Origin of the sequence: Streptomyces sp. NPDC097640 (assembly GCF_040302705.1) — a bacterium.
Classification (GTDB): Bacteria; Actinomycetota; Actinomycetes; order Streptomycetales; family Streptomycetaceae; genus Streptomyces.
Window position 1 is genome coordinate 1 of record NZ_JBEOSB010000030.1, and the last position, 20,665, is coordinate 20,665.

At 71.4% G+C, this 20,665-nt stretch carries 21 protein-coding genes, 5 tRNA genes and 1 pseudogene; 18 read left to right on the top strand and 9 right to left on the bottom strand.

Going from position 1 to position 20,665, the window contains the following annotated elements; genetic code table 11:
* Both ABTY62_RS36540 and ABTY62_RS36545 read right to left on the bottom strand, forming a co-directional pair.
* Positions 1–137: roadblock/LC7 domain-containing protein (locus ABTY62_RS36540; protein WP_210606506.1), on the bottom strand; the 137-nt coding region annotated here is incomplete at its 3' end.
* Between the two features lie 9 nt (positions 138–146).
* Positions 147–4,193 (bottom strand): sensor histidine kinase, encoded by a 4,047-nt coding sequence (locus tag ABTY62_RS36545; RefSeq protein WP_352133721.1) that lies wholly within the window; start codon positions 4,191–4,193, stop codon positions 147–149.
* Between the two features lie 559 nt (positions 4,194–4,752).
* Here ABTY62_RS36545 and ABTY62_RS36550 point away from each other — a divergent pair.
* From ABTY62_RS36550 to ABTY62_RS36585, 8 genes are all read left to right on the top strand, one after another.
* A complete protein-coding gene (locus ABTY62_RS36550) occupies positions 4,753–4,932 on the top strand; it encodes a hypothetical protein (RefSeq protein ID WP_352133810.1) in 180 nt (59 codons plus the stop codon).
* A 105-nt stretch (positions 4,933–5,037) separates the two neighbouring features.
* On the top strand, positions 5,038–5,832 hold the full coding sequence (locus tag ABTY62_RS36555) for a fumarylacetoacetate hydrolase family protein (protein WP_352133722.1): 795 nt from the start codon (positions 5,038–5,040) through the stop codon (positions 5,830–5,832).
* On the top strand, positions 5,825–7,312 hold the full coding sequence (gene gltX / locus ABTY62_RS36560) for a glutamate--tRNA ligase (protein WP_352133723.1): 1,488 nt from the start codon (positions 5,825–5,827) through the stop codon (positions 7,310–7,312). The genes ABTY62_RS36555 and gltX overlap by 8 nt, the downstream gene beginning before the upstream one ends.
* Before the next feature lie 192 nt (positions 7,313–7,504).
* Positions 7,505–7,576, top strand: a tRNA-Gln gene (locus tag ABTY62_RS36565).
* Between the two features lie 49 nt (positions 7,577–7,625).
* A tRNA-Glu gene (locus ABTY62_RS36570) sits at positions 7,626–7,698 on the top strand.
* A gap of 35 nt (positions 7,699–7,733) precedes the next feature.
* Positions 7,734–7,806 (top strand) — tRNA-Glu (locus ABTY62_RS36575).
* Positions 7,807–7,819: 13 nt separating this feature from the next.
* A tRNA-Gln gene (locus ABTY62_RS36580) sits at positions 7,820–7,891 on the top strand.
* 12 nt (positions 7,892–7,903) lie between these two features.
* Positions 7,904–7,976: transfer RNA gene (locus ABTY62_RS36585), tRNA-Glu, on the top strand.
* A 47-nt stretch (positions 7,977–8,023) separates the two neighbouring features.
* Here ABTY62_RS36585 and ABTY62_RS36590 read toward each other — a convergent pair.
* Positions 8,024–8,671, bottom strand: coding sequence for a MerR family transcriptional regulator (locus tag ABTY62_RS36590; RefSeq protein ID WP_352133805.1), 648 nt, complete (start codon positions 8,669–8,671; stop codon positions 8,024–8,026).
* 94 nt (positions 8,672–8,765) lie between these two features.
* Between ABTY62_RS36590 and ABTY62_RS36595 the strand changes: the two genes are divergently transcribed.
* Positions 8,766–9,257: a DUF4188 domain-containing protein gene (locus tag ABTY62_RS36595; RefSeq protein ID WP_352133724.1), complete on the top strand. Its 492-nt coding sequence runs from the start codon at positions 8,766–8,768 to the stop codon at positions 9,255–9,257.
* Here ABTY62_RS36595 and ndgR read toward each other — a convergent pair.
* Complete coding sequence (gene ndgR / locus ABTY62_RS36600) at positions 9,254–9,970, bottom strand: IclR family transcriptional regulator NdgR (RefSeq protein WP_089510951.1); 717 nt, start codon at positions 9,968–9,970, stop codon at positions 9,254–9,256. The genes ABTY62_RS36595 and ndgR overlap by 4 nt on opposite strands.
* A 140-nt stretch (positions 9,971–10,110) precedes the next feature.
* On the opposite strand from ndgR, the gene leuC reads away from it, so the two are divergent.
* The 4 genes from leuC to ABTY62_RS36620 all read left to right on the top strand — a co-directional run bounded on the left by leuC (position 10,111) and on the right by ABTY62_RS36620 (position 13,226).
* A complete protein-coding gene (gene leuC, locus ABTY62_RS36605; RefSeq protein WP_311727834.1) occupies positions 10,111–11,541 on the top strand; it encodes a 3-isopropylmalate dehydratase large subunit in 1,431 nt (476 codons plus the stop codon).
* A 6-nt stretch (positions 11,542–11,547) separates the two neighbouring features.
* Entirely contained in the window at positions 11,548–12,141 is a 594-nt protein-coding gene (leuD, locus tag ABTY62_RS36610) for a 3-isopropylmalate dehydratase small subunit (RefSeq protein ID WP_352133725.1), read from the top strand.
* A 126-nt stretch (positions 12,142–12,267) separates the two neighbouring features.
* A complete protein-coding gene (locus tag ABTY62_RS36615) occupies positions 12,268–12,513 on the top strand; it encodes an SCO5555 family protein (protein WP_311727832.1) in 246 nt (81 codons plus the stop codon).
* Between the two features lie 125 nt (positions 12,514–12,638).
* Positions 12,639–13,226 (top strand): HU family DNA-binding protein, encoded by a 588-nt coding sequence (locus tag ABTY62_RS36620; RefSeq protein WP_352133726.1) that lies wholly within the window; start codon positions 12,639–12,641, stop codon positions 13,224–13,226.
* Between the two features lie 92 nt (positions 13,227–13,318).
* Here ABTY62_RS36620 and ABTY62_RS36625 read toward each other — a convergent pair whose 3' ends face one another.
* Complete coding sequence (locus ABTY62_RS36625; RefSeq protein WP_311727830.1) at positions 13,319–13,522, bottom strand: hypothetical protein; 204 nt, start codon at positions 13,520–13,522, stop codon at positions 13,319–13,321.
* A 104-nt stretch (positions 13,523–13,626) separates the two neighbouring features.
* On the bottom strand, positions 13,627–14,286 hold the full coding sequence (gene cofC, locus ABTY62_RS36630) for a 2-phospho-L-lactate guanylyltransferase (protein WP_502997590.1): 660 nt from the start codon (positions 14,284–14,286) through the stop codon (positions 13,627–13,629).
* 143 nt (positions 14,287–14,429) lie between these two features.
* Between cofC and ABTY62_RS36635 the strand changes: the two genes are divergently transcribed.
* From ABTY62_RS36635 to ABTY62_RS36645, 3 genes are read left to right on the top strand one after another with little or no spacing between them, the layout of a single operon-like run.
* Complete coding sequence (locus ABTY62_RS36635) at positions 14,430–15,182, top strand: lysophospholipid acyltransferase family protein (protein WP_352133728.1); 753 nt, start codon at positions 14,430–14,432, stop codon at positions 15,180–15,182.
* Positions 15,179–16,180 carry an NAD(P)H-dependent glycerol-3-phosphate dehydrogenase gene (locus ABTY62_RS36640; protein ID WP_385350162.1) on the top strand — a complete coding sequence of 334 codons (1,002 nt, stop codon included), beginning with the start codon at positions 15,179–15,181 and terminating at the stop codon, positions 16,178–16,180. Before ABTY62_RS36635 ends, ABTY62_RS36640 begins: the two co-directional genes overlap by 4 nt.
* Before the next feature lie 34 nt (positions 16,181–16,214).
* Positions 16,215–17,387: a D-alanine--D-alanine ligase family protein gene (locus ABTY62_RS36645; protein WP_352133729.1), complete on the top strand. Its 1,173-nt coding sequence runs from the start codon at positions 16,215–16,217 to the stop codon at positions 17,385–17,387.
* Between the two features lie 75 nt (positions 17,388–17,462).
* Here ABTY62_RS36645 and ABTY62_RS36650 read toward each other — a convergent pair whose 3' ends face one another.
* Both ABTY62_RS36650 and ABTY62_RS36655 read right to left on the bottom strand, forming a co-directional pair.
* On the bottom strand, positions 17,463–17,981 hold the full coding sequence (locus ABTY62_RS36650) for a DUF3515 domain-containing protein (RefSeq protein ID WP_352133730.1): 519 nt from the start codon (positions 17,979–17,981) through the stop codon (positions 17,463–17,465).
* A 19-nt stretch (positions 17,982–18,000) separates the two neighbouring features.
* The gene (locus ABTY62_RS36655) at positions 18,001–18,234 is read right to left on the bottom strand and encodes an Lrp/AsnC family transcriptional regulator (protein ID WP_014176096.1); all 234 of its coding nucleotides are present in this window, start codon (positions 18,232–18,234) and stop codon (positions 18,001–18,003) included.
* 137 nt (positions 18,235–18,371) lie between these two features.
* On the opposite strand from ABTY62_RS36655, the gene ABTY62_RS36660 reads away from it, so the two are divergent.
* The gene (locus ABTY62_RS36660) at positions 18,372–19,340 is read left to right on the top strand and encodes a thiamine-phosphate kinase (RefSeq protein WP_352133731.1); all 969 of its coding nucleotides are present in this window, start codon (positions 18,372–18,374) and stop codon (positions 19,338–19,340) included.
* Between the two features lie 90 nt (positions 19,341–19,430).
* The gene (gene thiD / locus ABTY62_RS36665) at positions 19,431–20,252 is read left to right on the top strand and encodes a bifunctional hydroxymethylpyrimidine kinase/phosphomethylpyrimidine kinase (RefSeq protein ID WP_352133732.1); all 822 of its coding nucleotides are present in this window, start codon (positions 19,431–19,433) and stop codon (positions 20,250–20,252) included.
* A gap of 212 nt (positions 20,253–20,464) precedes the next feature.
* On the opposite strand, the pseudogene rpmB reads toward thiD, so the two are convergent.
* A pseudogene (gene rpmB / locus ABTY62_RS47605) lies at positions 20,465–20,575 on the bottom strand (50S ribosomal protein L28); the annotation flags it as partial.
* Between the last annotated feature and the right edge of the window lie 90 nt (positions 20,576–20,665).

Consider the following 20,665-nt stretch of genomic DNA (forward strand, 5'->3'; position numbering starts at 1 on the left):
GCTCGGTCACGGGGGAAGCCTTCGGACATCGCCAGAAGGAGTCCGTCGGCGGAGACCACCACCGTGTGCGACACCCCGGGGGTGTTGTCCACGAAGTTCGTGATCAACCAGTTCAGATTCTGCGCCGCCTGGCTCATCGGGCTCAACTAACGCTCCTGCTGGTAAGTCGGGCCTACGCCGCGATCGTGATTGCCGTCCGGACCGGTTCCGGCCTGGCGGCCCTGCTGGATCCCCCGGCGGAGGTTGGTCAGCCTCCCGCGCACGTCATCGGGCGCGCGCGAAACCTGCGGTCCGATCGGACCGGATTGCTGCTGTGGCTGTGCGGCGCCTTCCACGAGATTCGCGCGCGGTACGCGGCGTGGCAAGCCGGACGACGTGATACCGCCCGCCGCGGGCCCCTCGCGGAGCTGCTCGGCGCGGCGCCAGCGCTCGTCGTTCGGCGACGTACGCCAGTTGGACGCCGCGCTGCTGCCGTTCGCCCCGGGGCCGAAGCCGTTCGCGTTGGTCCCGGCGCCGTTCGCCGTGGTGCCGGCGCCGGATCCGGCGCCGATCCCCTGGCCGTCGCCGCTGTCCCGCCGCGGGGCGGGGGGCACGGCGGACGCGGGGCGGCCGGACTCCGGCGGCTCGGGGGCGAGCCGCTGGCCACGGCCGAGGGAGCCGCCGTCCTGCGAGCGGAACCAGTCCGACTCGATGGTGTCGAAGATCGGCGTCCGGCCGTCGCCCGGCCCCGCGGGCGGAAGCGAGCCGGGCGTCTCGGCGCCGCGGCCGCCCGGCCGCTGCGGGAGCGGGAACTCCCCGGTGCCGGAGTTCTGGCCGCGCCCGACGCCCGGACCGCCCTGGCGGTACGAGCCGGTGTCGGCCCCCGGCCGAGGGGCGCCCAGGTCGGGTCGGGCGAACTGGCCGGTGTCACCGGGTCCGCGGCCGCCCTGTCCGGAGGGCTCGTTGAACCGGGGCTGGGGGAACTCACCGGTGTCGCCCGGGCCGCGGCCTCCCTGCCCTGCCGGTTCGTTGAACCGGGGCTGGGGGAACTCGCCCGTGTCGCCCGGGCCGCGGCCGTCCATCCGGCCCGGCATGGCGTATTCGCCGGTGTCGCCGGGTCCGCGGCCACCCTGCCCTGCGGGCTCGTTGAACCGGGGCTGGGGGAACTCGCCGGTGTCGCCGGGGCCCCGACCGAGGTCGGGCCGGGCGAACTGGCCGGTGTCGCCAGGTCCGCGGCCGCCCTGTCCGGCGGGCTCGCCGAACCGGGGCTGGGGGAACTCGCCCGTGTCGCCGGGTCCGCGACCACCCTGGCCTGCCGGCTGGCCGAACCGGGGCTGCGGGAACTCGCCCGTGTCACCCGGGGCGCGCCGCGGCTCGAACATGCTCGGGCTCTCGCCCAGCTGGGGCCGGGCGAACGGGCCGGTGGTGTCGTTCTCCTCGTGCCCGCGCGGCGCGTCCATCGCCTCGCGCGTGGTGGGCCAGTCGTCCTCGCCCGACCGGCGCGCGCCCCAGCTGGTGCCGGGCTGCTGCGGGCCGGGGAGTTCGGGCGCCGCGCCACGCGAGGGCAGCTGCGGACGGCCGCCCTGGTCGCCGGGGGAGTCCGCGCGCATCGGGGCGCCGGTCGGCGGGGCCACGGTCGGGCCTTCGCCGCGTCCGCCGCCGAACCCGTCCTGGCGCGCGTCGCCGCGCTGAGGGAGCGGGGGACGGCCGGCGAAGTCCCCGGGCGGGCCCGCCGGGGCGTTCCGCTGGGCCGGGGGCCGGTTGCTGCCGCCCTCGAAGAGGTTCTGGCCGGTGGGGGCGCCGCCCGAGGGGGGCGCGCCCGCGCCCGCGCCGACAGGGCGGGTGGGCAGCCCCCCGCCCCCGCTGCCGGGCAGCGCGGCCCGCGTGCCGGAGCCGGGAACCTGCCGCCGCGACGGCAGGGAGCCCAGCATTCCGGCCGAGCCGCCGCCAGGGGCGCCGGGACCGCCGGGACCACCAGGGCCGCCGGGACCTACGGGGCCACCGGGGCCGCCCGGGCCACCCTGGCCCGCGTTGCCCGGCGCCGGAGCGCCCGGCTTGCGGCCGCCCTGGGCGACATCCACCGGCAGCATGACCAGCGCCGTGGTGCCGCCCGAGTCGGACGGCCGCAGCTGGATCCGGATCCCGTGGCGCAGCGACAGCCGGCCGACCACGAACAGGCCCATGCGCCGGGAGACCGACACATCGACCGTGGGCGGGCTGGCCAGCCGCTCGTTGATCGCCGCCAGGTCCTCGGGCGAGAGCCCGATGCCGGTGTCGTGGATCTCGACCAGCACCCGGCCGTCGGGCAGCGCGTGACCGGTGACCTTGACCTTGGTCTGCGGCGAGGAGAACGAGGTCGCGTTCTCCAGCAGCTCGGCGAGCAGGTGCACCAGGTCGTTGACGACCCGGCCGGCCACCTCGTTCATGGGGACGGAGCTGAGCTCGATGCGCTCGTACTGCTCCACCTCGGACGCCGCCGCGCGCAACACGTCGACCAGCGGAACCGGCCGGGTCCACCGGCGGCCGGGCTCCTCGCCCGCGAGGACCAGCAGGTTCTCGCCGTTACGGCGCATACGGGTCGCGAGGTGGTCGAGCTTGAAGAGCGAGGACAGCTGGTCCGGGTCGGCCTCGCGGCTCTCCAGCTCGGAGATGAGCGAGAGCTGGCGCTGGATGAGGCCCTGGCTGCGGCGCGAGAGGTTGGTGAACATCGCGTTGACGTTGCCCCGCAGCAGCGCCTGCTCGGCGGCCAGCCGGACGGCCTCGCGGTGCACGTCGTCGAAGGCCGCGGCCACCTTGCCGATCTCGTCCCGGCTGTGCACACCGACCGACTCGACGGAGGTGTCCACGTCCTGCGGGTCGGACTCGGACAGCTGCTTGACCAGCTCCGGCAGCCGCTTCTGGGCGACGTCCTGGGCGGTGTCCTGGAGCCGGCGCAGCGAGCGGACCATGGACCGGGCGACGACGAACGCGCCGACCAGCGTGACGCCGAGGACCAGCAGGATCAGGGCGCCGTTGAGGATCGCGTCCTGCTGGGCTTCCGCGCGTAGATCGCGGGCCTTCTGCTTCATCTCACCGAGCAGCGTCTGCTCGATCCGGGCCATCTCATCGATCTTGATGGAGTCCTGGTCGTACCAGTCGATGGCGGTGCGCTTCTCGGCCTGGAGCCCGTTGGGGTCGCGCACCGCGCGGTCGGCGTACAGCGTCGCCGCCTTGATGTCCGCGCGGCTGTCCAGCGGCTCCAGCAGGTCCTCGGAGTTGCCTTCGCGGATCTGGTTGAACCGCCGCAGCGCCTCCTCCTCCTTGTCCACCGCGGTTCTGGCGAAGCGGCGGTCGTTGGCGGAGAACTCGGCGCCCTTGGGGTCGGCCAGCGCGGCGCTGATGAGTGCGCGCTGGATCGAGGCGTACTCCTTGGCGGAGGAGAAGGTGGCCAGCGCACGGGTACTGTTGATCATGTCGCTGTTGCTGGTGGCCTGGGCCATGTCCTGGGACAGCAGCAGCAGTGAGTCGATCAGTTCGTTGTAGTCCTGGGCGGTCAGCGAGTAGTACTGATCGTCCTGGTAGGCGCCGTCGCGGATCTGGCTGATCTTGCCGAGCTGCTTGCTGATGTCCACGAGCGTGGACTGCACGCCGGCCAGCGCCTTGTCGCCCGGATCGAGGTCCTGGGTGGCCCGGTTGAACGCCGCCACCTCGCGGTCGGTCTTCTCGCGGGTGGCGACGATGCGGTCGTCCTTGGCGCTGGCCTTGCCGGCCAGTGGCGCGGCCGACTTGTCGCGCTCCTCCTGGAGCGCGCTCGCCAGCTGGGTGGCCTGCTGCGTCATCTCGGTGAGCAGCTTCATCCGGTCGAGCTGCTCGATGTTGTCCAGCGAGCTGTTGATACGCAGCGCGCCGAGGGTGGTCGCGGCGACCACGGGCAGCGCCAGCAGCGAGACCAGCCGGGTACTGATGCGCCAGTTGCGCAGGGCGAGCCGGGTGCCCGGTCCGCTGGGGGCCTTCGGCTTGGGTTGGTCGGTCGGCGCGGCCCCGGCGGAGGTGCCGGTCTGCGCACCGGAATCCGGCCTCTGGTGGTCGGCCGGGGCTCGTCCGGTGACTTGGGCGCGCTGGGGCGAGGAGCCGCGGTCGGTCCCTCCGCGCGGCTCCGGGTCCGCCGAAGCTTCCCCTCGGCCCTGGTGGGCTGGGGGAGACCCCTTACCTTCCCTCTTGAAACGTCCCTGCACTAGTGTCGCAACCTCTGGACCAGGCGCTTCACCGGCGGTGCGGTGAAACGGTGTCGAGTCACGGGGGACGGTCAGGCCCCCCTGGCGGTCGTGAGTGACCGGCGCGCTTCCTTCCGCTCGAGAAGAGGAGCCACCGCCGCTCGGCGTCTCCCTCTCCTTGTGCCCCCTGCGCGCCGGCTGTGTCCGCGGCGGTCCCGGGAATTCCAGCACAGTGCCGGATGCTGCAACAAGGGCAAGTGAAAATGCTGTGACGGGTGTGACGCTCAGTACGGGATTTATCACCGGATGTAGAAAGCCATCTTGCCGATAACGGACTTTTTTCTGCGAGTTGCCCGCAAAGTGCTCGTGTCCGGGTGGCGATGATCAAGATCGGAACGTCGCATTCCGGGTGGCAATGTCCGGTTCGGGGAGTTGTGGGAGGTGTCGTCAATGCGGCATTTGCCCGGTCGCTGGTGAGGAAACTCACAAGCCGATCGTGACTTCTTTCCCGGATCGGTGGGCAAAGGGGCCTCTAGCCTGACGCTTTACACAGCCGGTCAAAACGACAACAACACGAGGCATGACTCACGTGAAGACGACGATGATGGTCCGCACCATAGCCAACCCGCGGCGCACCACCCTGGCGCACCTGAAGGACGCCGGCGAGCTGAAGCACGCGGCCGAGGAGCACTCCGTCGACCTCCCGACGCAGACCGCGAACCCCAAGCGCACCATCCTGACCGAGGCCCCCAACAGCTGAGCCTGTCGCCCGCCCCGGGAGAAATGGGCGGGGATGCGCGGGACACGGAGCGATAGCCTGGAGCGTCAGTCTCCAGCCAGTCCAGTGAAGAGGCAGCAGCTTCCCGTGCGCATCGCCAGGTTCTCCATCGACGGCAGCGTCGCCTTCGGCGTGGTCGAGGACGGACCGTCCGCCCAGGACGGTCCCGTGATCGACATCATCAAGGGCCACCCCTTCGCCGAATTCGAGCGCTCGGGCCGGACGGTCCCGCTGAGCGAGGTCCGGCTGCTGCCGCCCGTCCTGCCCAACAAGATCGTGGCGATCGGCCGCAACTACGCCGAGCACGCCGCCGAGCTGGGTAACGAGGTCCCCGACGTCCCGGTCGCCTTCTTCAAGCCGTCCACCTCCGTGATCGGCCCCGGCGACCCCATCGTCTACCCCTCCTTCTCCGAGGACGTGCACCACGAGGCCGAGCTGGCCGTGGTCATCGGCCGGATGTGCAAGGAGGTGCCCCGGGAGCGCGTCAAGGACGTGATCCTCGGCTACACCTGCGCCAACGACGTCACCGCGCGCGATGTCCAGAAGCGCGAGAAGCAGTGGGCGCGGGCCAAGGGCTTCGACACCTCCTGCCCGCTGGGCCCCTGGGTGGAGACCGGCATCGACCTCGCCGACATCGGCGCGGGCCTGGGCATCGGCTGCACCGTCAACGGCCAACAGCGCCAGCTGGGCCGCACGAGTGAGATGGTGCGTCCGATCGAGGATCTGATCGTGCACATCACCGAGGCGATGACGCTGCTCCCCGGCGACGTCGTCCTCACCGGCACCCCGGCGGGCGTCGGACCGCTCAGCGTCGGCGACGAGGTCGCCGTCACCATCGAAGGCATCGGCACTCTCACCAACAAGGTGATCAAGCGTGGCTAGCGCAACCCCCTCCGCTCCCGTGCGGGTACGTTTCTGTCCCTCGCCGACCGGCAACCCCCATGTCGGCCTGGTCCGTACCGCCCTGTTCAACTGGGCGTTCGCCCGTCACCACGGCGGCACCCTGGTCCTCCGTATCGAGGACACCGACGCCGCCCGCGACTCCGAGGAGTCCTACCAGCAGCTGCTGGACGCGATGCGCTGGCTGGGCCTCGACTGGGACGAGGGCCCCGAGGTCGGCGGCCCGCACGCCCCGTACCGCCAGTCGCAGCGGATGGACCGCTATCGCGAGGTGGCGGACCAGCTGCTGGAGAGCGGTCACGCCTACCGCTGCTACTGCACCGCCGAGGAACTGGAGGAGCGCCGCGAGGCGGCCCGAGCGGCCGGCCGGCCCTCCGGCTACGACGGCAAGTGCCGCACCCTGACCGCCGAGCAGCGCGCCGCGTTCGAGGCCGAGGGGCGCTCGTCCATCGTGCGCTTCCGGATGCCGGACGAGCCGATCACCTTCACCGACCTGGTGCGCGGCGAGCTCACCTTCGCGCCGGAGAACGTGACGGACTACGGCATCGTGCGGGCCAACGGCGCCCCCCTCTATACGCTCGTCAACCCGGTGGACGACGCGCTGATGGAGATCACGCATGTGCTGCGCGGCGAGGACCTGCTGTCCTCCACCCCGCGCCAGATCGCGCTCTACCGCGCCCTCGCCGAGATCGGCGTCGGAAGCGGCACCGTGCCCGCCTTCGGTCATCTGCCGTATGTGATGGGCGAGGGCAACAAGAAGCTCTCCAAGCGCGACCCGCAGGCCTCGCTGAACCTCTACCGGGAGCGCGGCTTCCTCCCCGGGGGTCTGCTCAACTACCTCTCCCTGCTGGGCTGGTCGCTGGCGGCCGACCGGGACGTCTTCTCGCTGGACGAGATGGTCGCCGCGTTCGACATCGACGATGTGAACGCCAACCCGGCGCGCTTCGACCTCAAGAAGGCCGAGGCGATCAACGCCGACCACATCCGGCGGCTGGATGTGAAGGCGTTCATCGAGGCCTGCGAGCCCTGGCTGAAGGCGCCGCACGCGCCCTGGGCCCCGGAGGCCTTCGACACGGAGGCCTTCGAGACGCTGGCCCCGCTGGCCCAGACCCGGCTGACGGTGCTGTCCGACATCACCGCGAACGTGGACTTCCTCTTCCTCGACGAGCCGGTGGCGGACGAGGCGTCCTGGACGAAGGCGATGAAGCCGGGCGCCGACGCGCTGCTCGCCTCGGTCCGCGCCCGACTCGCCGAGGCCGACTGGAACGCCGAGACCCTGAAGGCGGCGGTCCTGGCGGCCGGCGAGGAGCACGGCCTCAAGCTGGGCAAGGCCCAGGCGCCGGTGCGGGTCGCCGTCACCGGTCGCACGGTCGGCCTGCCGCTGTTCGAGTCCCTGGAGGTCCTGGGCCGCGAGCGCACCCTGGCCCGGGTCGACGCCGCGCTGGCGAAGCTGACGGCGTAGGGCGGCAGCTCACGCGCGTACGAGGGCGGTCGCCGGGCTCCGGTGGCCGCCTTCGGCGTCCGCGACGCGTCGATACTCGTTTTGGTGGCCCGTCCACCATCGGGTAATGTTCTTCCTGCGCCGCCCGGGCGGGCCGAGAGGTCGGACCGGGGCGCAAAACCAGACAACACCCCTCAAAGGGTGGAGTTTTGGTGGGGTATGGTGTAATTGGCAGCACGAGTGATTCTGGTTCACTTAGTCTAGGTTCGAGTCCTGGTACCCCAGCAAGGGATCTTTTCGGTACTTCCGTAAGTCTCTTGATCAGCAGGACCAAGCCCCCGTTGTGTAGCGGCCTAGCACGCTGCCCTCTCAAGGCAGTAGCGCCGGTTCGAATCCGGTCGGGGGTACGGATCTCTTCTTTACGGAGACGGAGATCGCTAGGGCCCCCGTTGTGTAGCGGCCTAGCACGCCGCCCTCTCAAGGCGGTAGCGCCGGTTCGAATCCGGTCGGGGGTACTGGTCTATACCATGGGCTATGGTGTAATTGGCAGCACGAGTGATTCTGGTTCATTTAGTCTAGGTTCGAGTCCTGGTAGCCCAGCGCAGTACTCAAGCCCCCGTTGTGTAGCGGCCTAGCACGCCGCCCTCTCAAGGCGGTAGCGCCGGTTCGAATCCGGTCGGGGGTACTTTATTGCGAAAGCCCTCCGTGTTTTTCACGGAGGGCTTTTTCGTGTCAGGAATCGGTGAAACGGCGGCCGGATTCCTCGGTTTCCGCGAGCCGCCGCAGGGCCAGCAGTACGGGTTCGTACAGCACCGTCAGCGCGACGACCGCCTCGATCCGCTCCGTGGGGGAGCCGCCGTACTTCTCGACCAGATCCAGGTCCGCGACGGCCAGTTCGGCAGCCAGGCGGGCATGCAGCAGCAGATGGTCGGTCTCGTGCGGATAGCCGAGACGGGCCAGCGAGGCGATGGCCGCCACCAGCATCCCGTACGCGGGGGAGGTGTCGCCGAGCTCCTGGCCGTACGTCCAGCCGAGCCGCTCCAGCAGGGTGTCGACCTGCTGCCGGGCGTCCGCCGTCTCGGGGTCGTCCTCGGCCGGCTCGGGGCCGTGAGGCAGCGCCCAGACCGCGGCCCCCATGCGGGTGTTCTGGGGCAGTGACTCGTCCTCGGCGGTCTCCAGCACCTCCCGGGCCGTGGCCACCGGCACCCGGCCCACCTGGATCAGCGCCCGCACCAGCCGCAGTCTGCGCAGATGCTCCTCGCCGTACTCGGCCTGGGTGGCGCTGACGCGCTCGCCGGGCGGCAGCAGCCGTTCGCGCAGGTAGTACTTGATCGTCGCGGTGGGCACCCCGCTGCGCTCGCTCAGCTCCTTGAGACGCATCCACTTGCCTTCCTGGTTGGAGAGTGGCACTATCCAATCATTGGATAGTGCCGCTATCCGAGATTACCGCGTTGTGAGGGATGAGGGGATCGCCATGGGTGCCAAGCCGATAGCCGGGCGCATGACCGCCGATGCCGAGGGCGGGGTGACCGTCTTCATGATCGGCATGCGGATCAACCGCTTCCGGGTGCTGCGCAGCTGGTGGCCGGTGTTCCGGGCGATGCCGCGGATGCTGCGCGAGCTGTCGCGGGACAAGGACAGCGGCATGCTGGGATACCAGCTGCTGTTCGGCCCGCCGCGGCTGGTCTACGTCGTCCAGTACTGGGAGTCGCACGAGAAGCTGCTGGCGTACGCGGCAGACCAGGACAAGGCGCACCGGCCGGCCTGGGCGGCGTTCAACCGGCGGATGCGGGAGGGCCGGGGCAAGGTCGGCTTCTGGCACGAGACCTTCGTCGTCCCGGCCGGTGCGCACGAGGCCGTCTACATCAACATGCCGGAGTTCGGCCTGGCCAAGGCCACCGGCGTCATCCCGGTCGGCCGCCGCGGCGACCGCGCGGCCGACCGGTTGAGTCTGAAGAGCGCCTAGGCACCCCGGCGGAGGGCGTCCGTCAGGCGCGCGGCCGCGTCGATGACCGCCTGGGCGTGCATCCGGCCCGGGTGCCGGGTCAGCCGCTCGATCGGCCCGGACACCGAGACCGCCGCGACCACGCGGTTGGACGGGCCCCGTACGGGCGCGGAGACCGAGGCCACGCCGGGCTCCCGCTCGCCGATCGACTGGGCCCAGCCGCGCCGCCGTACGCCCGACAGCGCGGTCGCCGTGAAACGGGCCCCCTGGAGCCCGCGGTGCAGCCGCTCCGGCTCCTCCCAGGCCATCAGGATCTGGGCCGCGGAGCCGGCCTTCATGGGCAGCGTCGAGCCCACCGGCACGGTGTCCCGCAGTCCGGACAGCCGCTCCGCCGCCGCCACGCAGATGCGCATGTCGCCCTGGCGCCGATACAGCTGCGCGCTCTCCCCGGTCACGTCCCGCAGGTGCGTGAGGACCGGGCCCGCCGTGGCGAGCAGGCGGTCCTCGCCCGCCGACGCGGCCAGCTCGGCCAGCCGCGGGCCGAGGATGAAGCGTCCCTGCATGTCACGCGCCACCATCCGGTGGTGCTCGAGCGCTACCGCGAGCCGGTGCGCCGTGGGGCGCGCGAGACCGGTCGCCCCGACCAGCCCGGCGAGGGTGGCCGGACCGGACTCCAGAGCGCTCAGTACCAGAGCCGCCTTGTCGAGAACGCCGACGCCACTAGAGTTGTCCATGAAACGATATTCGCGTCTCACACTGTGAAACGCAAGTTCAATTTACGAGGCGACGCGCCACTCTGTAATGGCGGGCCCATAGACCAGGGTGCGCAGCCACACGAGCAGGGCCGGCGATGCTGCCGGCCGGAGGGAAAGCGATGGGACGGACACTCGCGGAGAAGGTCTGGGACGACCATGTCGTCCGGCGCGCCGAAGGCGAGCCCGACCTCCTCTTCATCGATCTGCACCTGCTCCACGAGGTGACCAGCCCGCAGGCCTTCGACGGCCTCCGCAAGGCCGGCCGCCAGGTCCGTCGCACCGACCTCACCATCGCGACCGAGGACCACAACACCCCCACCCTGGACATCGACAAGCCGATCGCCGACCCGGTCTCCCGGGTCCAGTTGGAGACGCTGCGCAAGAACTGCGCGGAGTTCGGCGTACGGCTGCACCCGCTCGGCGACGTCGAGCAGGGCGTTGTCCACGTGGTGGGCCCCCAGCTGGGACTGACCCAGCCGGGCACCACCGTGGTCTGCGGCGACAGCCACACCTCCACCCATGGCGCCTTCGGCGCGCTCGCGTTCGGCATCGGCACCAGCCAGGTCGAGCATGTGCTGGCCACCCAGACGCTGCCGCTCGCGCCCTTCAAGACCATGGCGATCACGGTCGAGGGCGAGCTGCCCGAGGAGGTCACGGCCAAGGACCTGATCCTGGCGATCATCGCGAAGATCGGCACCGGCGGCGGCCAGGGCTATGTCCTCGAGTACCGGGGCTCCGCCATCGAGAAGCTCTCGATGGAATCCCGGATGACCGTCTGCAACATGTCCATCGAGGCCGGCGCCCGGGCGGGCATGATCGCCCCGGACGAGACCACCTTCGCGTATCTCCAGGGCCGCGCCCACGCCCCCCAGGGCGCCGACTGGGACGCCGCCGTGGAGTACTGGCGCACGCTGCGCACCGACGACGACGCGGTCTTCGACCGCGAGGTGGTCATCGACGCCGCCGAGCTCGCTCCGTTCGTCACCTGGGGCACCAACCCGGGCCAGGGCGCGCCGCTGTCGGCCCGCGTCCCCGACCCCGCCTCCTACGAGGACGCCAGCGAGAAGCTGGCCGCCGAGAAGGCCCTGGAGTACATGGGCCTGACGGCCGGTCAGGCGCTGCGGGACATCAAGGTCGACACCGTCTTCGTCGGTTCCTGCACCAACGGCCGCATCGAGGACCTGCGCTCCGCCGCCTCCGTTCTGTCCGGCCGTGCCGTGGCCGACGGGGTGCGGATGCTGGTCGTCCCCGGCTCCGTGCGGGTCGCCCTCCAGGCCGTGGAGGAGGGGTTGGACAAGGTGTTCACCGCGGCCGGCGCCGAGTGGCGGCACGCGGGCTGCTCGATGTGTCTGGGCATGAACCCCGACCAGCTGGCGCCCGGCGAGCGGTCGGCGTCCACCTCCAACCGCAACTTCGAGGGCCGGCAGGGCAAGGGTGGCCGCACCCACCTGGTCTCGCCGCAGGTGGCCGCCGCCACCGCGGTCCTCGGCCATCTGGCCTCGCCCGCCGATCTGTCCGACGCCGACGCAACCGTTCCCGTGGGGGCCTGAGCAGTCATGGAAGCATTCACCACGCACACCGGCCGGGCCGTCCCGCTGCGCCGCGGCAACGTCGACACCGACCAGATCATCCCCGCGCACTGGCTCAAGAAGGTCACCCGCGACGGTTTCGAGGACGGGCTCTTCGAGGCCTGGCGCAAGGACGCGGACTTCGTGCTCAACCGGCCCGAGCACAAGGGCGCGACCGTGCTGGTCGCCGGCCCCGACTTCGGCACCGGCTCCTCGCGTGAGCACGCGGTGTGGGCGCTTCAGAACTACGGCTTCAAGGCCGTCATCTCCTCGCGCTTCGCCGACATCTTCCGTGGCAACTCCCTCAAGAACGGCCTCCTGACGGTGGTGCTGCCGCAGGAGACCGTGGACCGGCTGTGGAAGCTGGTCGAGGCCGACCCGTCGGCCGAGGTCACCGTGGACCTGGTCGACCGCCAGGTTCGAGCCGAGGGAATCACGGCTGATTTTGAGCTTGACGAGAACGCCCGATGGCGACTCCTGGAGGGGCTGGACGACATCAGTCTCACCCTCCGGCAGGAGGCCGAGATCGCCGCGTACGAGGCCCGGCGGCCGGCCTTCAAGCCGAGCACGGTTGAGGTCTGAGCCCCCTGGGTCTTCCCTGGACAGAGCATGTTTGACACGATGCGTCGCCGGTCCCCGGACCGGCGGCGCATCGGCATGTTGAGGCCCCCTGAAGCGACAACTCGCCTCAGATGGCACAATCAGTGCATGGAACGCGACGGCCAACTCGAGCTCTACGGGCTTGTCGCGGACCGGCTCAAGGAAGCGCACACAAGGGTGCGCTCACTGCAAGTCCCGGAGGGCGTACGGATGGCGCTGTCCCGGAAGCTGCTGGTCATCACGGCGGCGGCGAAACACGATCTCGCGGACGCAGCGCGGCGTCTCGAGCGGTTGATGAACGACCTCGACGAGGGACGTTTCCCCCAAGATCCTGACTCCGACGGACATCCATGACATCCGAGTGCGTTGCGGCACAAGGGTGATTAGCCCGTTTCGTGTTTGATTTGCGGTATATATCTGCCTAACGTGCGAAAAAGCTTGAACACATTCGTTCTGGCAATGTCTCCGAAGGGGAAGACGTGAACAAGGCGCAGCTCGTAGAAGCGATTGCCGACAAGCTCGGCGGCCGTCAGCAGGCGGCGGATGCGGTGGACGCGGTACTGGACGCGATGGTCCGTGCGGTCGTCTCCGGGGAGCGAGTTTCGGTCACCGGATTCGGCTCGTTCGAGAAGGTCGAGCGTCCGGCTCGTTACGCCCGCAACCCGCAGACCGGGGAGCGCGTCCGGGTCAAGAAGACCTCGGTGCCCCGCTTCCGTGCGGGCCAGGGATTCAAGGACCTGGTGAGCGGCTCGAAGAAGCTCCCGCGGGGCGGCGAGGTGGCCGTGAAGAAGGCCCCCAAGGGCAGCCTCCAGGTCGCGGCGAAGAAGGCGGCGGCCAAGAAGGCCGCGGCGAAGAAGGCCGCGCCCGCCGCGAAGAAGGTCGCCGCCAAGAAGGCCCCCGCGAAGGCGGCGGCGGCGAAGAAGGCGCCGGCGAAGGCCGCGGCGAAGAAGACCGCGGTCAAGAAGGCGGCCACGGCGAAGAAGGCGGCGGCGAAGAAGGCCCCGGCGCGCAAGGCCACCGCGCGCAAGACCACGGCCAAGAAGGCCACCACCGCCCGGAAGCGCTGATCCGCCGGTCGGCGGCACGCAGGGCGGCGTCACGCGCCGGGCCGGGCTCCCAGGAGGAGCCCGGCCCGCGGTGCGTTCGGGAGGCCGGAGCGTCAGAAGGTGTGCAGGGTCACCAGGACGACGCGGCGCGCCTCGCTCTCGCCCTCCACCTCGATCCGCACCCGCTGTCCGGGGCGCAGCAGCCGCAGCCCTCCGGCGTCGAAGGCCGCCGCGTCGAAGGGCAACGGGGTCCCGTCGTCCAGCAGCACGCTGCCGGAGCGGGTCTCGGAGTCGTAGGTGTACGCGGTCGCCTGCATACCGCCAGCGTAGCGGCGGGGTTTTCCAGGCGGATCAAGCCCGTCCGGCGATTGAGGACCGGGGTCCGGGGCGGAGCCCCGGTCATGGGCAGCCGCCCCGCGGGCTACGCGGGGCCCGGGACGGGGTGGCGCGCGGTGTGCGGGCCCACCCCGAGCGCCAGCGCGGCCCGCAGGTCCGCGCCCGTATCCACGTCGCGCCGCACCGAGTCGACCCCCCGCAGCCGTATCTCCCGCGCCCCCGACGCCCGGTGCCGGGCCCGGGAGGGCCCGCCGAACGCGGGGGACAGCTCCACCCCAGGCGCCGCCGCGAGCAGCGTCGTGCCCACCCCCGCCGCATCCGCCAGAAAGGCCCGTGGAAAGGCGGAGGCGGCCTCGAGCACCTGCTCGAGCTCCTCCGGCCGCAAGGCCGGGAGATCGGCGTTCAGGGCCGCCACGGCGGCCGTGGGGAGCTGCTGCCGCACGGCCAGGGCGCCCTGCGCGAGCGCCGCGTTCAGACCGCCGCCCGGCGGGTCCGGGAGGATCCGGGCGCCGAGGGCCGACAGCTCCCGCGCCGCGAGCGGGTCGTCCGTGACGACCGTCACCCCGCGCACCGCCCGGCACGCCAGGGCGGCGGCCACCGTGTCCTGCGCGAACGCCAGGGCGAGCCCCGGCCGCAGAGCGTCCCCCGCGGCGTCGGCGAGCCTGCTCTTGGCCCGGGACAAGGGCTTCAGCGGCACCACCAGCGTCCACGCCCCATGGACTCCATCGCTTCCCACGGGCCTCATTCTCGCCTGCTGTCGGAGCCGCCGGGGACGTGCGGGGTTACGGTGTGCTCGACAGACCGGGTGTCTGGGGCGACACTTGTGCGGCTGCCCGGACGGGCAGCAAAGCCAGCAGGTCAGCAGGGTCCAAGAGGAGGATGTTCCGAGTGTCCGGCCGCAGAATCGGCTTCTGGTACCGCTTGGCGGCGGTCCTGGTGAAACCGCCGCTCGTGGTCCTCTTCAAGCGGGACTGGCGCGGAATGGAACACATTCCCGTCGACGGCGGATTTATCACCGCGATCAACCACAACTCACATCTCGATCCCTTCTCGTACGCCCACTTCCAGTACAACACCGGGCGCATGCCGCGCTTCCTGATCAAGGCCGGTGTCTTCAAGGGCGGCTTTGTGGGCGCCTTCCTGCGCGGGACCGCGCAGATCCCCGTCTACCGGGAGTCCACCGACGCGGCCAACGCCTTCCGGGCCGCCGTGGACGCGGTCAACAGGGGCGAGTGCGTGGCCTTCTACCCCGAGGGCACCCTCACCCGCGACCCCGGGCTGTGGCCCATGCGCGGCAAGACCGGCGCGGCGCGCGTCGCGCTGCTCACCAAGGCGCCCGTGATCCCCGTCGCGCAGTGGGGCGCCAACCAGGCGCTGCCGCCGTACGCCAAGCGGCCCCGGTTCTTCCCCCGCAAGACGCTGACGGTGCACGCGGGCGCGCCCGTGGACCTGTCCGCGTACTACGGCAAGGAGCCCACCGCCGAGGTGCTGCGGGCGGCCACCGACGACATCATGGCGGCGGTCGCCGAACTCCTCTCCGAGGTGCGCGGGGAGCCCGCGCCCACCGAGCGCTACGACTACCGGGCCGGTAAGTCCCGCGCCGCCGGGGAACCCCCCGCGGCCGAAGAGGAGAGCAAGTGACGCGCTGCGCCGTCTACGGCACCGGCTCCTGGGGCACCGCCTTCGCGATGGTGCTCGCCGACGCGGGCTGTGAGGTGACGCTGTGGGGCCGCAGGCCCGGCCCCGTGGAGGCCATCAACACCACCCGCGCCAACCCCGACTATCTGCCGGGGACCGAGCTGCCGCGGTCGGTGCGGGCCACCACCGACCCGGCGGAGGCGGCCCGGGGCGCCGAGTTCACCGTGCTCGCCGTGCCCTCCCAGACGCTGCGCGGCAACCTCGCCGAGTGGGCGCCGCTGCTGCCGGCCGACACCGTGCTCGTCTCCCTGATGAAGGGCGTGGAACTGGGCACCGCCAAGCGGATGAGCGAGGTGATCGGGGAGGTCGCCGAGGCGCCCGCGGAGCGGGTCGCCGTGCTCACCGGGCCCAACCTGGCCAAGGAGATCGCCGCCCGCCAGCCCGCCGCCTCGGTGGTCGCCTGCCGCGACGAGGCCGTGGCGCGCCGCCTCCAGGCCGCCTGCCACACCCCGTACTTCCGCCCGTACACCAACACCGACGTGGTCGGCTGCGAGCTCGGCGGAGCGGTCAAGAACGTCATCGCGCTCGCCGTGGGCATCGCCGACGGAATGGGGCTCGGCGACAACGCCAAGGCGTCGCTGATCACCCGGGGACTGGCGGAAACGACCCGGCTGGGGCTCGCCATGGGCGCCGACGCGCACACCTTCGCGGGCCTGGCGGGCATGGGCGACCTGGTCGCCACCTGCTCCTCGCCGCTGTCCCGGAACCACACCTTCGGCACCAACCTCGGCCGGGGCATGACGCTGGAGGAGACCATCGCGGTCACCAAGCAGACCGCCGAGGGCGTCAAGTCGTGCGAGTCCGTGCTCGATCTCGCCCGGCGGCACGACGTCGACATGCCGATCACCGAGACCGTGGTGAGCGTCGTCCACGACGGCAAACCGCCGCTGGTGGCGCTGAAAGAGCTGATGTCGCGCAGCGCGAAGCCCGAGCGGCACTGACCACGCCCGGACCGCAAGGTAATCTCAACGCGTTATGAGCAGCCAGAGCCCCGCCCCCAGCCCTGTCCCGCCCCCTTCCGGAGGGGAGCCGCGGAAGCTGCGCGTCGCCGTCGTGTTCGGCGGTCGCAGCTCCGAGCACACCATCTCGGTGGTCACCGCCGGCGCGGTGCTGCGCGCCATCGACCGCGAGAAGTACGACGTGCTGCCGATCGGGATCACGGGCGACGGGCGTTGGGCGCTGACCGTCGACGAGCCCGACCGGATGGCCATCGCGGACCGGGTGCTGCCCAGCGTCGAGGGCCTCGCCGAGTCCGAGGAGGGCTCGGTCCTGCTCCCGGTCGAGCAGGGCAACCGCGAGGTGGTCTACGCCGAGCCGGGCGCGGTGCCCAAGGCGCTCGGCGAGGTCGACGTGGTCTTTCCCATGCTGCACGGCCCCTATGGCGAGGACGGCACCCTTCAGGGGCTGCTCGAGCTGTCCGGCGTGCCCTATGTGGGCGCCGGAGTGCTCGCCTCCGCCGTCGGCATGGACAAGGAGTACATGAAGCGGGTGTTCGTCTCCTTCGGGCTGCCGGTCGGCCCGTACGAGGTGATCCGCCCCCGCGAGTGGGAGCAGGACCCCGCCGCCGCGCGCAAGAAGATCGTCGATTTCGCCGGTGAGCACGGCTGGCCGGTCTTCGTGAAGCCCGCGCGCGCGGGTTCCTCCATCGGCATCTCCAAGGTCGACGACATCTCCGGCCTGGAGGAGGCGATCGAGGAGGCGCGGCGCCACGACCCGAAGATCGTCGTCGAGGCGCTGCTGCGCGGCCGCGAGATCGAGTGCGGTGTGCTGGAGTTCGAGGACGGCCCGCGGGCCAGCGTGCCCGCCGAGATCCCGCCGGTCTCCGCCCACGACTTCTACGACTTCGAGGCCAAGTACATCGACTCGGCGGACGGCGTGGTGCCCGCGCCGCTCACCGCGGAGCAGACCGAGCGGGTGCAGGAGCTCGCGGTGCGGGCGTTCGAGGCGACGTCCTGCGAGGGCCTGGTCCGCGCGGACTTCTTCCTCCAGGACAACGGCGAATTCGTGATCAACGAGATCAACACCATGCCCGGCTTCACGCCCATCTCGATGTACCCGCGGATGTGGCAGGAGAGCGGCGTGAGCTACCCCGAACTGGTGGACCGGCTCATCCAGGCCGCGCTGCGCCGCCCGACGGGGCTGCGCTAGGCGACGACGACGCCATGGCCCCGGGCGGCGCGCCCGGGGCCGGTGCGTACGGGAGGCCGGTGCGTACGGGGCCTCTCAGACCACGCCCTCGGGCACGCTCTTCTCGACGGCGCTCGCCAGATCGACCAGCGGGTTGACCTCCGGCGCGTACTTCCCGGGCACCGTCACCTCCACATACGCCCGGCGCAGCACGGTCGTGAAGCGGTAGCCGTCGTCCAACTGCTCCGGCAGCCACTTCACGCCGTTGACCTCGGCCGAGTTGACGTACGGGTCGTAGTGTTCGGTGCCGGGTGTGAGCTTGAGGGGCTTCGCGACCCCGCAGCGCAGCTTTATGGCGGGGTCGCCCCAGGCGGCGGTGAGGTCCGAGGCGGGCTCGGGGGTGCGCCGCTTCAGCCCCTCCACGGTCTTCGGCAGTTCCTTGTGCAGCGCCCGGCAGAGCCTGGCCGCCTCCGCCGTCGGTTTGGGAACCGAGAGGGACAGTGAACCGTCGGTGTCTCCGACGAGAGAGCAACCGGCCGCCGACAGCACGAGCAGCGCCACGGCGGCGGGCGTGGAGACGGCCCTGCGGCGGGGGCTACGGTGTGCGCAATTCACGGGCCGAGCATACGGGGAGTCACAGATGGACGACCGGGCAGGTCAGGGTGCGGGTGATGCCGTCCACTTGCTGGACCTTCGCGACCACCATGCGGCCGAGTTCATCGACGGTCTCCGCTTGTGCGCGCACGATGACGTCATACGGACCGGTGACGTCCTCGGCCTGTATCACTCCGGGGATCTTGGCGATGACGTCGGCGACGGTCGACGCCTTGCCGACCTCGGTCTGGATCAGGATGTACGCCTGTACCACGGAACCTCCAGGGCGGCTACGAGGATCATGTGGGGAGAAGGGACGCCACGGTACCGCGTCGCCGAGCGACGCGGGGAGACCCGCGCGGCGTGCGCGGCGCGGCGGGCAGCGAGCGACAAGTGCGAAGGGGCAATGGGATGAAGGGCACCGTGGGCGAGTTGGGGGAGTTCGGGCTCATCAGAGAGCTCACCTCCCGGCTCACCACCACCCCGGCGGTACGGCTTGGGCCCGGCGATGACGCCGCGGTCGTGGCCGCGCCGGACCGGCGGGTCGTGGCCAGTACGGACGTACTGCTGGAGGGCCGGCACTTCCGCCGCGACTGGTCCACCGCCTATGACGTCGGCCGCAAGGCCGCCGCCCAGAACCTCGCGGACATCGCGGCGATGGGCGCGGTGCCGACCGCGCTCCTGCTGGGCCTGGTGGTGCCCGCCGAACTCCCGGTGACCTGGCCCGCCGAGCTGATGGACGGCATCCGCGACGAGTGCCAGGTGGCGGGCGCGGCCGTGGTGGGCGGCGATGTGGTGCGCGGCGAGACCATCACCGTGGCCATCACCGCTCTGGGCGATCTGCGCAACCACGAGCCGGTCACCCGATCCGGTGCCCAGCCGGGCGACGTGGTCGCGGTCACGGGCTGGCTGGGCTGGTCGGCGGCCGGACACGCGGTGCTCTCCCGCGGCTTCCGCTCGCCGCGCGCCTTCGTGGAGGCACACCGCCGCCCGGAGCCGCCGTACCACGCGGGGCCCGCGGCCGCCGGGCTCGGCGCGACCGCCATGACCGACGTCAGCGACGGGCTGGTCGCCGACCTCGGGCATATCGCGGAGGCCAGCAAGGTCCGGATCGATCTGCGCTCGGGGGACATCGACATCCCCTCCCAGATGTCCGACATCGGGCAGGCGGTGGGCGTCGATCCGCTTCAGTGGGTGCTCAACGGGGGCGAGGACCACGCGATCGTGGCCACCTTCCCGCCGGACGCGAAGCTGCCCGCCCGCTGGAAGGTGATCGGCGAGGTGCTCAACCCCTCGGCGCTGCCGCAGGTGACCGTGGACGGCGCGCCCTGGCCGCACGCGGGCTGGGACCACTTCGGCAAGGACAAGAGCGCCGACTAGAAGCACCGGACGGGAAGCGCCGCCGAGAGGCACCGGAGGGGAAGGCGCCTGCGGGAAGCGCGCATCGGAACGCCGAGTAGATTCGGCGACATGGCGACTTCCCCCGCACCAGCGCCCACCAGGCCCATGGCCCCGCCCCGCGTCCTCACCGTCGCCGGATCCGACTCCGGCGGCGGTGCCGGTATTCAGGCCGACCTGAAGGCGATGCTGGCCCTCGGCGTGCACGGTATGAGCGTGATCACGGCCGTGACGGCGCAGAATTCGCTGGGCGTGAGCGGCGCGTGGGAGCTGCCCGCCGAGGCCGTACGGGCCCAGTTCCGCAGCGTCGTCGACGACATCGGGGTGCAGGCGGTCAAGACCGGGATGCTGGCCACCGCCGAGCTCGTCGAGACCGTCGCCGGGCTGCTCGCGGACGTCTCCGCCCCGGTCGTGGTCGACCCGGTCGGGGTCTCCAAACACGGCGACGCCCTGCTCGCCGCGGAGGCCCTCGGCTCGGTCCGGACCCGGCTGCTGCCGGTCGCGACCGTGGCCACGCCCAACCTGGACGAGGTCGCCCAGCTCACGGGCGTGAAGGTGGCGGGGGAGGGGGATCTGCGGCGGGCCGCGGGCGCGGTTCTGGAATTCGGCCCGCGATGGGCGCTGATCAAGGGCGGCCATCTGGACGGCGACGCGGTCGACCTGCTGACCGACGGCACCGAGGAGCACTGGCTGCGCGCGCCCCGGTACGACAACCGCCATACGCACGGCACGGGCTGCACCCTCGCCTCCGCCATCGCCTCGCATCTGGCGCTGGGGGCCGGGGTGCCGGAGGCCGTCGCGGCGGCCAAGGAGTACGTCACGGGCGCGATCGCGGCCGGATTCCCGCTGGGCCGGGGGATCGGCCCGGTGGATCACGGCTGGCGGTGGCGCTGATCCCGGAGGCGAGCCCGGGACCGGCCCGGGAACTCAGGGCATGCGAAAAGCCGGTCCACCACGAGGTGGACCGGCTCGGCAACCGGAAGGGTCGCACTCGGCACGCGCACGGGGTCGCCCCCGCCCGCGCGGGAGATTCAGCGCGAAACCTTGCCGGCCTTGATGCACGAGGTGCAGACGTTGAGCCGCTTCGGGGTCCGACCGACCACAGCGCGCACCGTCTGGATGTTGGGGTTCCAACGACGGCGGGTGCGGCGGTGCGAGTGCGAGATGTTGTTGCCGAAGCCCGGCCCCTTGCCGCAGACGTCGCAGTTGGCAGCCACGGGTTACTCCAAAGACGGGTCAACCCCGCTGGCGCGAGGAGACAGACACTTACGGTGAGCCCCGGCGCGCTGGGATCGTGAACGATCGGC

What these genes read in the sequence shown, in the direction of transcription:
- ABTY62_RS36550 (WP_352133810.1), top strand. Translation starts at nt 4,753, where the DNA reads ATGACTCACGTGAAGACGACGATGATGGTCCGCACCATAGCCAACCCG.
- ABTY62_RS36590 (WP_352133805.1), bottom strand. Translation starts at nt 8,671, where the DNA reads ATGCGTCTCAAGGAGCTGAGCGAGCGCAGCGGGGTGCCCACCGCGACG.
- ABTY62_RS36595 (WP_352133724.1), top strand. Translation starts at nt 8,766, where the DNA reads ATGGGTGCCAAGCCGATAGCCGGGCGCATGACCGCCGATGCCGAGGGC.
- ndgR (WP_089510951.1), bottom strand. Translation starts at nt 9,970, where the DNA reads ATGGACAACTCTAGTGGCGTCGGCGTTCTCGACAAGGCGGCTCTGGTA.
- leuC (WP_311727834.1), top strand. Translation starts at nt 10,111, where the DNA reads ATGGGACGGACACTCGCGGAGAAGGTCTGGGACGACCATGTCGTCCGG.
- leuD (WP_352133725.1), top strand. Translation starts at nt 11,548, where the DNA reads ATGGAAGCATTCACCACGCACACCGGCCGGGCCGTCCCGCTGCGCCGC.
- ABTY62_RS36615 (WP_311727832.1), top strand. Translation starts at nt 12,268, where the DNA reads ATGGAACGCGACGGCCAACTCGAGCTCTACGGGCTTGTCGCGGACCGG.
- ABTY62_RS36625 (WP_311727830.1), bottom strand. Translation starts at nt 13,522, where the DNA reads ATGCAGGCGACCGCGTACACCTACGACTCCGAGACCCGCTCCGGCAGC.
- cofC (WP_502997590.1), bottom strand. Translation starts at nt 14,286, where the DNA reads ATGAGGCCCGTGGGAAGCGATGGAGTCCATGGGGCGTGGACGCTGGTG.
- ABTY62_RS36645 (WP_352133729.1), top strand. Translation starts at nt 16,215, where the DNA reads ATGAGCAGCCAGAGCCCCGCCCCCAGCCCTGTCCCGCCCCCTTCCGGA.
- ABTY62_RS36660 (WP_352133731.1), top strand. Translation starts at nt 18,372, where the DNA reads ATGAAGGGCACCGTGGGCGAGTTGGGGGAGTTCGGGCTCATCAGAGAG.
- thiD (WP_352133732.1), top strand. Translation starts at nt 19,431, where the DNA reads ATGGCGACTTCCCCCGCACCAGCGCCCACCAGGCCCATGGCCCCGCCC.